Origin of the sequence: Merdibacter massiliensis, assembly GCF_900155395.1 — a bacterium.
Classification (GTDB): Bacteria; Bacillota_I; Bacilli_A; order Erysipelotrichales; family Erysipelotrichaceae; genus Merdibacter; species Merdibacter massiliensis.
Genome location: NZ_LT699724.1, coordinates 150,577 through 163,512, shown reverse-complemented (window position 1 = coordinate 163,512; position 12,936 = coordinate 150,577). Strand labels below are relative to the sequence as shown.

General features: G+C 38.4%; 15 protein-coding genes. 5 read left to right on the top strand and 10 right to left on the bottom strand.

Translation table 11 applies throughout. The features are described from left to right. Positions 1-3 precede the first annotated feature (3 nt). Positions 4-696 (bottom strand): response regulator transcription factor, encoded by a 693-nt coding sequence (locus tag BQ9859_RS05585; protein ID WP_075877259.1) that lies wholly within the window; start codon positions 694-696, stop codon positions 4-6. A gap of 258 nt (positions 697-954) precedes the next feature. Between BQ9859_RS05585 and BQ9859_RS05580 the strand changes: the two genes are divergently transcribed. Both BQ9859_RS05580 and BQ9859_RS05575 read left to right on the top strand, forming a co-directional pair. After that, positions 955-3,027: a glutamine synthetase III family protein gene (locus BQ9859_RS05580; RefSeq protein ID WP_075877258.1), complete on the top strand. Its 2,073-nt coding sequence runs from the start codon at positions 955-957 to the stop codon at positions 3,025-3,027. A gap of 75 nt (positions 3,028-3,102) precedes the next feature. Further along, positions 3,103-3,543 (top strand): GNAT family N-acetyltransferase, encoded by a 441-nt coding sequence (locus BQ9859_RS05575; RefSeq protein ID WP_075877257.1) that lies wholly within the window; start codon positions 3,103-3,105, stop codon positions 3,541-3,543. A 398-nt stretch (positions 3,544-3,941) separates the two neighbouring features. Here BQ9859_RS05575 and BQ9859_RS05570 read toward each other — a convergent pair whose 3' ends face one another. Then, positions 3,942-4,154 carry a zinc ribbon domain-containing protein gene (locus BQ9859_RS05570; protein ID WP_075877256.1) on the bottom strand — a complete coding sequence of 71 codons (213 nt, stop codon included), beginning with the start codon at positions 4,152-4,154 and terminating at the stop codon, positions 3,942-3,944. Between the two features lie 45 nt (positions 4,155-4,199). Continuing rightward, entirely contained in the window at positions 4,200-5,171 is a 972-nt protein-coding gene (locus BQ9859_RS05565; RefSeq protein ID WP_075877255.1) for a nucleoid-associated protein, read from the bottom strand. A gap of 155 nt (positions 5,172-5,326) precedes the next feature. Between BQ9859_RS05565 and BQ9859_RS05560 the strand changes: the two genes are divergently transcribed. Next, positions 5,327-6,007, top strand: coding sequence for a peptidoglycan-binding domain-containing protein (locus tag BQ9859_RS05560; RefSeq protein ID WP_075877254.1), 681 nt, complete (start codon positions 5,327-5,329; stop codon positions 6,005-6,007). Between the two features lie 386 nt (positions 6,008-6,393). After that, positions 6,394-6,807 (top strand): competence protein ComK, encoded by a 414-nt coding sequence (locus BQ9859_RS05555; protein ID WP_075877253.1) that lies wholly within the window; start codon positions 6,394-6,396, stop codon positions 6,805-6,807. 49 nt (positions 6,808-6,856) lie between these two features. On the opposite strand, the gene BQ9859_RS05550 is transcribed toward BQ9859_RS05555, so the two are convergent. Genes BQ9859_RS05550 through rsxC form a run of 7 tightly spaced genes read right to left on the bottom strand, consistent with a single transcriptional unit; the run spans position 6,857 to position 11,610 of the window. Beyond that, on the bottom strand, positions 6,857-7,165 hold the full coding sequence (locus BQ9859_RS05550; RefSeq protein WP_075877252.1) for a (Fe-S)-binding protein: 309 nt from the start codon (positions 7,163-7,165) through the stop codon (positions 6,857-6,859). An 18-nt stretch (positions 7,166-7,183) separates the two neighbouring features. After that, positions 7,184-7,363 carry a hypothetical protein gene (locus BQ9859_RS12605; protein WP_075877251.1) on the bottom strand — a complete coding sequence of 60 codons (180 nt, stop codon included), beginning with the start codon at positions 7,361-7,363 and terminating at the stop codon, positions 7,184-7,186. Next, positions 7,363-7,938, bottom strand: a complete 576-nt coding sequence (locus BQ9859_RS05540; protein WP_075877250.1) for an electron transport complex protein RnfA — start codon at positions 7,936-7,938, stop codon at positions 7,363-7,365. The genes BQ9859_RS12605 and BQ9859_RS05540 overlap by 1 nt, the downstream gene beginning before the upstream one ends. A gap of 1 nt (position 7,939) precedes the next feature. After that, on the bottom strand, positions 7,940-8,599 hold the full coding sequence (rsxE, locus tag BQ9859_RS05535; protein WP_075877249.1) for an electron transport complex subunit RsxE: 660 nt from the start codon (positions 8,597-8,599) through the stop codon (positions 7,940-7,942). Between the two features lie 11 nt (positions 8,600-8,610). After that, the gene (locus tag BQ9859_RS05530) at positions 8,611-9,126 is read right to left on the bottom strand and encodes an RnfABCDGE type electron transport complex subunit G (protein ID WP_075877248.1); all 516 of its coding nucleotides are present in this window, start codon (positions 9,124-9,126) and stop codon (positions 8,611-8,613) included. Beyond that, complete coding sequence (locus BQ9859_RS05525) at positions 9,123-10,301, bottom strand: RnfABCDGE type electron transport complex subunit D (RefSeq protein WP_075877247.1); 1,179 nt, start codon at positions 10,299-10,301, stop codon at positions 9,123-9,125. Before BQ9859_RS05525 ends, BQ9859_RS05530 begins: the two co-directional genes overlap by 4 nt. Positions 10,302-10,317: 16 nt before the next feature. Next, positions 10,318-11,610 carry an electron transport complex subunit RsxC gene (gene rsxC, locus BQ9859_RS05520; protein WP_075877246.1) on the bottom strand — a complete coding sequence of 431 codons (1,293 nt, stop codon included), beginning with the start codon at positions 11,608-11,610 and terminating at the stop codon, positions 10,318-10,320. 149 nt (positions 11,611-11,759) lie between these two features. Between rsxC and BQ9859_RS05515 the strand changes: the two genes are divergently transcribed. Next, a complete protein-coding gene (locus BQ9859_RS05515; RefSeq protein ID WP_075877245.1) occupies positions 11,760-12,917 on the top strand; it encodes an FAD:protein FMN transferase in 1,158 nt (385 codons plus the stop codon). The last annotated feature ends 19 nt before the right edge of the window (positions 12,918-12,936 follow it).

Below are 12,936 nucleotides of genomic sequence, written 5' to 3'. Positions count from 1 at the left end.
CTCCTATTTTTCAATCTTGTATCCAATACCCCAAACCACTTTCAGATATTGCGGCTTTCTTGGATTCACTTCGATCTTCTCCCTCAAATTTCGTATATGTACCATCACTGTTTCCGTATTGACAGCTTCCTCTTTCCAAACTTGTTCATAGATCTGCTGTGCGCTGAATACTCGTCCCGGCGATTGGATCAGCAGTTCCAATATACGAAATTCAATTGGTGTCAAATGAATCAAAGCACCATCTACCATTACTTCTTTCGTTTCACTGTTTAACTCAAGACCGCGTACTTGATAAGAACCTGCGCTTGTCATTTCTTCTTTTTTACTATAATGATGATAACGGCGAAGCTGTGCTTTGATTCTGGCCATCAGTTCCATAGGAACAAAAGGTTTGCTTACATAATCATCTGCACCGACATTCAATCCTGTGATCTTATCCAAATCTTCTGTCTTCGCTGATACGATGATGATAGGAAATGATTGTGTTTCTCTAATCCTCATGATAAATGAAATACCATCCATTTTCGGCATCATCACATCTACGACTGCCAGATCAATCGAATATTTCTCACATAATTGCAGAGCTTGCACGCCATCAAAAGCAAGGTATGGTACATAGCCTTGATTTTTCATATAGATCGCTAATACTTGTGAAATTTCCTGATCGTCTTCTACAATTAATATCTTGTCTTGCATTCTTATCACCTGTAATTCAATGATAGAATATAAAACAAAATATGAACAGTATAAAAAACAAAAGATTTTTTAAAGATACGCATTTTTTCAATAAACAATGCATACCCTGTTCAATGGGCATGACTCGATGATAATGGACGGATTATTAATTGACAAATTCAGTTATTTCACCTATACTAACAACGTAGAAACAGCGAAGCGCTGCTGGTCATTCTAGGCTGGTGGCGCTTTCTCATAATGCCATGAAGGAGGTAGCGCATGCAGACGATTACAAGTCTATACGGATCAATGGTCTTTAATGATCAAACGATGGAAAAACGTCTTTCCGCAGATGTGTATGACCGTTATCATCAATGTTTGAAAGAAGGAAGCGAACTTTCCATTGCAGATGCGGATGTAATTGCAAACGAAATGAAAGAATGGGCCGTTGAATTAGGTGCCACGCATTACACCCATTGGTTTCAGCCAATGACTGGTATCACAGCAGAAAAACATGACAGTTTCATCGAGCCGGATGGAGATAACGTCATTTTAAAACTGTCAGGGAAAGAGTTGATCAAAGGTGAAGCCGATGCTTCCAGCTTTCCAAATGGAGGATTACGCTCTACATTTGAAGCTAGAGGCTATACTGCTTGGGATATGAGCAGCTATGCCTTCATTAAGGATGGAACACTTTGTATTCCAACTGTTTTTCTTTCTTATGGAGGCGAATCTTTAGACAAGAAAACGCCTTTGTTAAAATCAGAAGAATTAATTGAAAAGCAAGCAAAACGTCTGCTTCATCTTTTAGGAAAAGATGTCAACAGAGTCATTACAACTGTCGGCGCTGAACAAGAATATTTTTTAATTGATAAAAAAATGTATCATATGCGAAAGGATCTTGTCTATACAGGACGGACGTTGTTCGGTAATCGTCCTCCAAAAACGCAAGAGCTGGATGATCACTATTTTGGCGTGATCAAGCCGCGTGTGCTTTCTTTCATGAAGGAATTGAACGAGGAATGCTGGAAATTAGGGATTCCTGCAAAAACTCAGCATAATGAAGTAGCTCCATGTCAACATGAGCTTGCCCCGATCTACACAGTCACCAATCGTGCTTGCGATCAAAATCAAATCATCATGGAATTGATGAAAAAGATTGCGGATAAACACGATTTGGTATGTCTTTTACATGAAAAGCCTTTCGATGGTATCAACGGTAGCGGAAAGCATAACAACTGGTCATTGTCGGCTGACGGAGAGAATTTGCTCTCTCCAAAAGGAAATGAAGAACAGTTTTTATTATTTCTAACAGCTATTTTACAAGCTGTGGATGAATATCCAGAATTGCTGCGCATCGCAGCTGCAAGTGCCGGCAATGATCATCGATTAGGCGGCCATGAAGCACCGCCGGCTGTTTTATCCGTATTTATCGGGGACGATCTGGAAAAGAGAATTCAAGATTTTATCTACAACAAAAAAAGCGAACAAAGCAACAATGCCAGTTTAAATGTGGATGTCCATAGTCTCCCAAGTTTTTTCCAGGACACCAGCGACCGCAACCGTACTTCCCCATTTGCTTTTACCGGAAACAAATTTGAATTCCGTATGTTAGGTTCCTCACAATCCATCGCTTGCAGCAACATTAACTTAAATACAGCAGTTGCTGATGCATTATGTCATTTTGCCGATCAAATTGAAGCAAGCAAAGAAGATCGCACGACTGCCATTCGAAAAGTCATTAAAGAATCCTATGAAAAACATAAACGCATCATCTTTAACGGAGACGGCTATGCAAAACAATGGATTGAAGAAGCAGAAAGACGCGGTTTGCTGAATTTGCCAACCACTGCAGATACATTGCCTTGTTATCTGAATGAAAAAAACATTGCCCTCTTTGAGCGTCATAAAATATTTACAGCCTCTGAATTGCGCAGCCGCTATGAGATCTTATTGGAAAACTACAATAATGTCAACAGTATTGAAGCGTATACAATGCTCAGCATTGTGCGAAAACAAATTCTGCCTAGTGCAATGGAATATTCGCGCTATTTAAGTGAAACGATCATCGCTAATAAAACAGCAATTGCTTCTTTAGACACAAGCAGTGAAGAAGATCTGTTGAAACAAATACATGCAATCTATGTTAGCGCATATCAAAAAACAAAGAAGCTGAGCGATGCAATGAATGATAGTGTAAAAGAGGATAAACAAGCAGAAGCCTATTACTTCAAAGATATCATTTTGCCATTGATGGAAGATCTGCGAGTAGATTGTGATCAGCTTGAAACTTATGTTGCAAAAGAATTTTGGAAATTCCCAACATATGGAGATATCTTATATTACAAATAATACAAACGGCTGTCCTGATAATCGACAGCCGTTTTTCTTCATAGTACAACAAATAAACAAAAGGAGAGATGATAAATGCGTAACGGCAAAGAACAGATTCAGTTTCGAACCTGTAACCATCCGCAAGAATGGAAAACCATTCGTGAAGATGTATTTATAAAAGAACAAGGTTTTCACAATGAATTTGATGACATTGATGAACGAGCTATCCATATTTGTGCATATCTAGGAGCACAGGCGATTGGCTGTTTACGACTGTATACAGATGATCCTAAAAAAGAAAGCTACCATTTAGGCAGACTTGCATTGCAAAAAGCATATCGGCATCAAAAAATAGGTAGTCAGCTAGTCATCTATGCAGAAAAAAAGCTTCGCTTGCTAAACGCAAAAGAAGTTTTATTAGATGCGCAATGCTATTTACAACATTTTTATGAATCATTAGGTTATAGTGTGAATGGTGAAATATTTTATGATGAACACGTTCCCCATATTCCCATGCATAAATTTTTCTATTGATGTAGATGATCTTAGTAAATTGCATAATATTAATTATTCTGATACAAATTGACTTAATTTTATGGGGACTGCTCTGTTTTCTACTAGTTTCTCTTGCTCGTTTCTTTTTCAATAAAAAAAGCTATATCGATGTTCTACACTCTATTACAAAGAAACAACTCTTATTGGGTATTATGTTATGTGAAGGATTGTCTCTTCCTGTAACCTATCTGCTAGCTGAACTCTACAAAAGACAGATGCAGAATGTTCATTATCTCTGGCTTTTTCTTAGCATTTGTATCCTAGCGCACGGTATTCGTATCTACACGATTTCCCACCATTATGAATCAATCAAAAATGAATTATAAAAAAGCAAGAATGAAGAAATTTTCTAGACCTTTTCTTCATCTTGCCTTTTTTTATCCACCAATCAAGAAGTCTAAAATATTCATGCCCGCATCAGTTTCAGCACGATATAACTCCGTATATCCACACTGTCTGCAACTAATAGTGATAAATTTCTTGTTTTGTACATCAAACAATTTAGCAAAGTTCCCGCCTGTTGCTTGAAACTGGTCACTAATGTATTCGTGGCAGCCGCATTTAGGACAAATAAACTGTCTTTGTTCCATAGCATTCTCCTCCTATTAACAGTATAGCATATTCGTATGCATCTATTAACGATTTTGTATATGTGTTACATTTTTGATAGATATCAGGATTGTACCTCCTGACTCATGTTTGATTTCAAGCTTATCGCTTTCATTCATATATTCAACAGGAAACGTGATCTCTACACCTGTATCTGTTTTGATCTGCTGCATAGATAATGATTTTCTTATTTTTACACTTTCTAGCGGAATCGTATCACGAATACCATGTTGTTTCATTAAAGCACAAAATTCGTCAGCGGCATATGGAACTTCATGAAATACTTCCTCTGCCACCTCTTCTACTAAAAGCTCTTCTTGTTCTTGCACGTGATCCTTTGTCAGCTGTTTCATCTTGGTCAATGCCTGCGTAATATCCATTTCATATTTTTCACTAAGGCCGCGTACACTTTCATCCATCACCTTTTGTACTTCTGCATAAGAAGGAAGGAGATCTGCTTCCAAAAAATTCTCACTCAAGACGTAGCCCTTTTTCTGTTTTTGTTCATAAATATGGACTGCATGATCTCCTAAAGAAATCGTAAAGCCAAAATCACTTTTTAATAAAGTATTTGATAAAATTTTCTGCGGTGTACAAACTGCCTGTTGATGATCATCTAAAGAACATTGAAAACTGCTTTTATAGCTTTGATCGCATAATAACAAATAATGCGCTTGTTCAAAAGAAACTAATGCGATGACCAATGAGCTAGGCATGAACAAGTTCCATTCCCTTTTACATGCATAATATTGCTGCCCTACTTTCTCACTGAACTGCATAAAACTCATTTCTTGATTTTGATATGCTCGTAACTGCTCTAAAATCCATGCATGACTAGGCAAGGTTGCCTCCTTTCGTTGACTAGATGTAAATAATTTTTCTAATTTTGTAGAAAGAAAGGAACGTTCTTCATCAACGATCCCATTTTCACGATATCCTCCTATTAACAAGCCTTCCCCTGTGTCCATCAGGTAGGTTGCGATCTCTTTGATTTCCATTCACTTCTCTCCTTTTGCTTGCCGAGAAATAGTGTATCATGTTCTTTATGAACCTTCAACTACCTAAAAAGACTCCATTTCTCTATCAAATTGTTTTTTTCTGCCTATATAGATCATCTGAAGCTTCATAAAATAGAATGGAAAGGAGGTATATAGTGGCAAAAATTATCGTTTATGATGTAAATACAAAAGCTTTGGAAATATTTTATCGCGGTGAGAATGAAACAATGCCTTATGTATATGGTTCGACGATGAAAGTAAAGGAATTCCGTGGTTCGAGTACGTCCAGTGTACTATGGACCAGCACTGCAGCACTGGAAAGCTGGAACGCTACCCGGCGTTCATTCAATTCACCGATCCCTTTTCGTTATGCCTTTAAACGAATTTGGGAAGGAGGTCACGGGCAACAATCTCAACATTATGCAGGGGTTGCCTTTGACTGTGGACAGGCATTGACCAGCAGCGAAAGAAATCGTTTATGGTGGACTGCCAATAATTTAGGTGTCTGGTCTTATGTAGAACCGCAAAATCTTACTCCTACCTGGGTCCATTTTGATAAGCGTTACGGTCCTCCCGCTTGTAGTGCCGGATATCCTACACTGAGAAATGGAAGCAGAGGAATTTATGTCCTTGTATTGCAGGACGCATTGAACGCACTAGGCTATTCTACAAAAACATTAGATGGTGCTTTTGGTCAAAACACAAGAAATGCTTTGGTAGCATTTCAGAGAAATAATGGATTATCAGCCGATGGAATATGTGGATGTTGTTCCTGGAGAAAAATTGTTGCAGAAGTCGTAGGTATTGGTAAGACGCCAACGGTAATCGATCCCTGATATTTGACATTTTTGTCCCTTTCTGTTATTGTCAAAAAGGGACAAATGAAAAAGTTACCCTATCTAAATGGAAGAAAAGGTCAAACACTTTTTCTTCTTTTCGTTTTTGAATGCTTGCATACAAACATCATATTGAACCAAGTTGGAATATACATCATCAAAGAACTTAAGGTTTCTTTCGTCATATTTTTTAGTTGGTAGAGTAAACTTTGAACAAACTGGTTCCCTATTCCCATGTGTTCAATATAAAGATGACGACGTCTAATTATTTCATAAAATGATATCCTAGATGCAGATAAGTTGTTGTATATTAAGAACTAAAATTCATCAATTATTTAGGGATGATTCCACTTTACGCGTATGAAACAGATAGAGGAGGAATCAAAATGATTTTATATTTAAATTATGAATGGGATAATAGTTGTGTATGCATCAATACAGATAAAGGAAAAGAATATCGATCTTGTCGATCTGTCAGTGCATTTTTAAATATGCGTTGTAAGCAGGAGGGATCCACTTTACAAGGACGACGGGAAGCATTTGCACAAATCATGACAGCTCGTAAACATATTCCGGTTTTGACATCAATCCGACGTAATGAATTATTTATGCCTTTTGGCTTGTGTTCCAGTCCGAATACAATCTGGATCAATCTGGGTGCAATTAAAGACTATCATCCAAAAGAAAGTGAAACTTGCATTCGCTTCAAAAATGGCGATTCCTTAACGATCCCTTTTCGATACAGCATCGTAAAACGACAAATCGATCGTTGCCAAATGTATATTGATTATCTAAACTAAACAAAAAAGCTATGTTTTCTTTTATGAAATCGAAAACATAGCTTTTCTTTTATAAAACTTTTACTTTGACACAAGTCCCATCAGGACCTGGCGTATTGTTCAAATAATCGGCAATTTCTTGACGTCTCTCTGGTTTACAAGGGCGGCAGGAAACAGTTTGAATCTCACCAGAAACAAGTGCCTCTGCAAGTCCGCTGCAACCTGCATAACCACAGCCGCCGCAATTATAATTTGGCAGCATTTCAGTCACCTTCTCTACTCGTTCATCTACTTCGACTTTTAAATATTTGTCGGCAATACCAAGTCCAAGTCCTAACAAGGCACCTAAGATCAACATCATGCCAATTGCTGCTATCATATATATGCCCCTTCCTTTCTATCGTTGATAATTCGGATGATTGATACAATGTGTATCATGACACCCTTTACACTGCGGTTTTAAATGTTCACATCCGGGCGGTTTTGGCGTTTTATGATTCAATACATACGATATCGCATAGATTCCACCCATCACAGCAATGAAAATAACGGCAGCCACAATTGTTTGAAGTTTCATTATACCAAACCTGCCAGTCCGCCAAATGCCATTGCCATAATAGCCGCAACAACAAGTGCAATTGGATTGCCTTTAAAAGGTGTTGGTACATCACAGACATCCAATCGCTCACGAATTGTCGCAAAAATATAAAGGACAAGACCAAAGCCCAATGGTGTACCTACAGAGTAAACCAACATGTGTGCAAAATCGAATTGTTGTTCGATATTTTGTAAACATACATTCAATACAACGCAGTTTGTCGTAATCAATGGTAGATAGACACCTAAAGACTTATACAACGATGGACTCGTTTTTTTGATAAACATCTCTGTCAGCTGAACCAAAGATGCGATGACAAGAATAAACGTGATAAGATCCATAAAGGTAATTCCTAAAGGAACAAGTACTAAATAATACAACCCATAAGTAACGATGCTTGCAGCAACGATAACAAAGACAACAGCCAGGCTCATACCAATGGCACTGCTAGCTTTTTTTGAAACGCCCATAAATGGACAAATTCCTAGAAATTGATTCAATACAACGTTATTGATCAAAACACTGGTAATCAGCAATGTAAATAATTCACCCATTTTACTTTGCCTCCTTCTCTAAACGTTCTTGTTTTTTTGCCTGATGGTCTTTATAAGCAACTAATGCCGCTGCCAAACAAGCAAATGTACAGAAAGCTCCAAAAGGTTGTGAGAACAAGGATATGACAAAATCCTCCGGAATCAAACGAATTTCAAATAAGACCTGTGCTGCATCGAACGGATTGGTAAAATGAATCATACCAGTGGCCAATATTTCACGAATCAAAGACATAACAATAATCGCACAAGTATAACCTAAGCCCATTCCTAAGCCATCTAAAGCAGAGTCCAATACGCCGTTTTTGGATGCAAATGCCTCTGCACGTCCTAAGATGATGCAGTTCACTACGATCAAAGGAATAAAGGTTCCTAACGAAGTATACAAAGATTGCGCATATGCCTGAATCAGCATCTGAATCACTTTGACCAGTGCTGCAATGATCACAATATAAACAGGAATACGAATCTCATTTGGTGTGATCTTGCGCATCAAAGAAATCAATACATTGGAAAGGATCAATACAGCAATAACTGCAACTCCCATCCCAATTGCATTATTAAGTGAAGTGGTAATTGCAAGTGTTGAACAACATCCTAAATAAAGGGAAAAAACTGGGTTTTCACGAAGGAAACCGGCAGTAAAGTTCTTTTTTCTATCCATCTTGTTTCCTCCTATTCTTTTATCTGCTTACAAACTTCAGCAGCTTCATGGATTCCATCAACGACAGGCTGGCTTGATCGAGTAGCTCCAGAGATCGTATCCAATTTACCAGAAGCATCATGACCAATCAAACCATTGATAAATTGTTCGTCATCCAAAACACGGCTTCCTAAACCTTTCGTATCGCCGTTGCTCATCCCTTTGTAAGCTACAATTTGACCTGCATCATCAATGGATACCAGGAAAGTTGTACCTTCACTATAACCGCTGACAGCCATGCTGAATACATAAGCGTCTTCTTTATAGCGATAGATTTTTTGGATCGTTGCAGACTCTCCATCATATTCCACTTCTGTAAAATCATCTACAGAAGATCCCGGATACAATTCCAATAAGCTTTCTTTTTCAGCAGCTTCTTCATTTGCTTTAATGATTGGTGCTGTCAATTGATTTGCATAAGCCAAAGCACCGCCAGCTATTGCAGAAACGATAGCCAAAAATAACGTTAGATGCAAAATCTTTTTCATAGACTACCGCCCCTTTCTACAGATTGATTATTTATAAGTTGATCATACATTGTCTCATTAGTAGCAGAAGTAGTAGGATCTTCATTCACCGGCGTTACGACACTGGCAGCTAACAAGACAAGAGCCAATCCGATGGCAGCTAAACCGGCAAATGCTTTTCTGGCACGAATTCGAACAACCAACTGTTTGCCATCCATAGCTGATTCAATCAAAGGAGTCAACATATTCATGATCAATATTGAATAAAGACAGCCTTCCGGCATATTAGCCTTTAAACGAATCAATACAGTAATAATTGCGGCACCTAATGCAAATAATGTTCTGCCTTGCGCACTTGTCGGAGAGGTAACCGGATCGGTCAACATAAACACCGCGCCAAATACAACACCCCCGCTCAATACATGCACACATGGATACCAGATAAAGCCTGGCAGACCATTATAACTATCAATACCGCATAATAATGCGACTGCTGCAGTCAAAACAAAGATAGAGATCAGATAAACAGTTGGTACTCTCCAGTCGATGACGTGGCGAATTGACAAGACTATGCCAACAATTATAATCAGCAATGCACTCGTTTCACCAATAGCACCTGGATACCAGCCGGTAAATAAAGTCGTAATACCGCCTACGGAATCCATCATGGATTGAATAGCTTTTTCCGTACCAGGCATCCAGCTAAAATTTGTGCCAAGGATAGTCAATGGTGTTGCAGAAGTGACCACATTTGTTGTAGCTCCAATAAAAGCATTAAAAATAACAGCTCTTCCAAAAGCAGCCGGATTGAAGATATTATTTCCAAAGCCGCCAAATAACAATTTTCCAAAGAAAATGCTAAAGAATGTTGCCACTCCTAATGCATATGGTGTAATATCGATTTTACACATCATAGTCAGGATGATTGCAGTGATCCAGCCAAAAGATCCGCTTAGATACTGTTTCATATCCTTTTTTAACACAAGAGCAAAAACACTTTCAGTCACAAGAGCAACGATCAATGCAACAAACAAAAGCAAAACAGCCTGCAATGCATAGGATGCTCCATATTCACTAAAATAATAGAATAATGAAAAAAGATAAACAACTGCCAAACCAAGCATCAATTCGAACATGATCCTTTTTGTACTTTGTCCTTGACGAAGGTTTGGCGAAACATTAAAAGTAAACTTCATACGTTCTTACCTCCCCTTACTTTTTTGCTGCCAGCAATGTACGTTTTGCTTTCCGCACATTTTCTGTAACATTTAATTGCGATGGACATACATAAGTACATAATCCACATTCGATGCAGTCAAGCGCTCCGCGTTTCTTCATAGCTTCTTTATCATTTGCTTTTACTGCTTGTGCAATTCTCACCGGCTGCAGTCCAGCTGGACAATGATCACTGCAGCGTCCACAACGCAAACAGGCTACTGAATCAAATGATCGTGTAACAAGAACAGTAATCGCATTTGTAGCACGATCAATTACCCATTGATCATTAACGATGGTCTTTCCCATCATCGGCCCACCAGCAATCAATTTTACATCTTCTGCTGTATAACCGCCGCAGGCCGCTATGATCTCATGTACCGGAGTACCAACCGCAACATGCACATTGACTGGATTCTTCACACCATCACCTGAAACGGTAACAACTTTGTCAACGATTGGCATTCCTTTCGTCAATGCGCGAGCAAAAGCAATTGCCGTCGTTGCATTATTTACGATGGCACCTACCTCAGCAGGCAATTTTTCATATTCTTTATGCATGAGCTCACGGACTAGCACACGTTCCCATCCCATTGGATATACATCCGGAACTGCTGCTACATGTACATCTGCTGTATCGGCACACGCCTTCTCTACGATTGAAATCAATTCCGGATGCGATTTTTTAATCGCGATGACTGCTTCTTTGGCATCTGCCATTTTTTTCATTGCTTTGATACCGTAAACCATCTCATCGCAATATGCCTCTACCATCTTATAATCTGCAGTGATAAACGGCTCACATTCTACCGCATTGATGATCAATTTTTCAATTCCCTTTACATTTCGATACTTCATGTAAGTCGGAAAACAAGCACCTCCACATCCTACAATTCCAGCATTCATCATAAATTCAACTAATTCTTCCTTCGTTGCCTGTTCATAATTCAATGGTTCAAAAGCTGCAATTGTTTCTTGTTTTCCATCTGGCTCAATTACGATATGCTCAATTGGTTTCAATGATGCATGCATCATTTTGCGCATTCCTTTGACAACACCAGATACGCTCGAATAAATAGGTACTGTCATTCTTTCTTTGCAGATCGCCAGTTTCGTTCCGACCAATACTGAATCTCCCTCTTTCACTAACAACTCAAAATTTTGTGAGTGGTTGGCAAAGAGAGGAATGAAAACTTCTTTTCCGGGCTTTACTTCAATAACGTCCTTATGTTCGGACAATTCCTTGAAACCGGGGATATGCTGGTGCATGGCCCCCAATAACAATGACATTGTATTCACCGTTCCTTTCCTTCGCATTTCCTGTCGAATCATTTATAATTATAACACTACAATATACAGAAAAACAGAAAAATCCGTTTTTTCTATAATCTCCCTGTAGTCGACAAAAATCTTTGTTATAATATAGAAACGGTGATGCTATGAAAGACAATAAAACAAAACAAGTTCGTTCCTGGTTGCTGCTCTCTTTGTGTTTTTTAATTTTAATTTGCACGATCTACTTTGTCCTGCAGCAACGTACACAAACCAAAAATCATGTTCAGCAATACAGTGAAACCTTGACCGATATTGGATTCGATACATTTGTAACCTATACAGAAACAACCGATCAAGAGACATTCCAAGAACATTTACAGTTCATCAAAGAACGTTTTATTTACTACAATAAACTCTTTGATTATTATCATACATATGAAGATATACAAAATTTGTGTTCAATAAATGAAGCAGCCGGTAAAACAGCAGTCAAGGTTGACACACCATTACTAGAATGTATTCAAAAAGCATATTCTTTTTACCAATATAGTGATCATTTTGACGCAACACAAGGAACCCTTCTCAATGTATGGCATCAATATCGCGAGGAAGGGATCAAACAAAATAAACAAGGAAAAAGCGGATCCTTGCCTGCATTAGAAGAACTGCAAACAGCATATAACCCAAATAGTTGGGATGCAGTTGATATAGATGAAGCGAATAATCGTATCTATATTAAAGATAAAAATGTCTCCATCGATCTAGGGGGAATTGCTAAAGGATATGCAGTTGAGAAGATATATGAGGACTTAACTGATAAAGGTGTCAATAGCGCTATTTTAAATGCAGGCGGAAACGTTATGGTGATCGGCAGCAAAACAGATGGGGAACCATGGCGCGTGGGTATCCAAACGCCTTCTGCAAACGAGCTTGAAACTGCTAATATTGCAGTACTATCATTAGATGGCACCCATGCGATCGTCACAAGTGGAGATTATCAAAGATATTATGAAGCAGATGGCAAACTTTATTCCCATATCATCGATCCTACGACGCTTTATCCAGCACGTTTCATGCGTTCTGTAACAGTTGTTTGCGACGACAGTACCTTAGCGGATTGCCTATCAACAACTTTATTCACATTAAGTTATGAAGAAGGAAAAGAGTTAATTAATCAGCTTCAACAAAAGAACATACACGTACAAGCTGTGTGGGTATTTGACGATACCTGTTTTGAAATACCAAACGACGAATACACACTGAAGCAAGACGGTTATACCATCCTTTTCACCCCTTCTTTACAAAAGAATATCAGTAAATAATATGAATTCTTTTAATGAA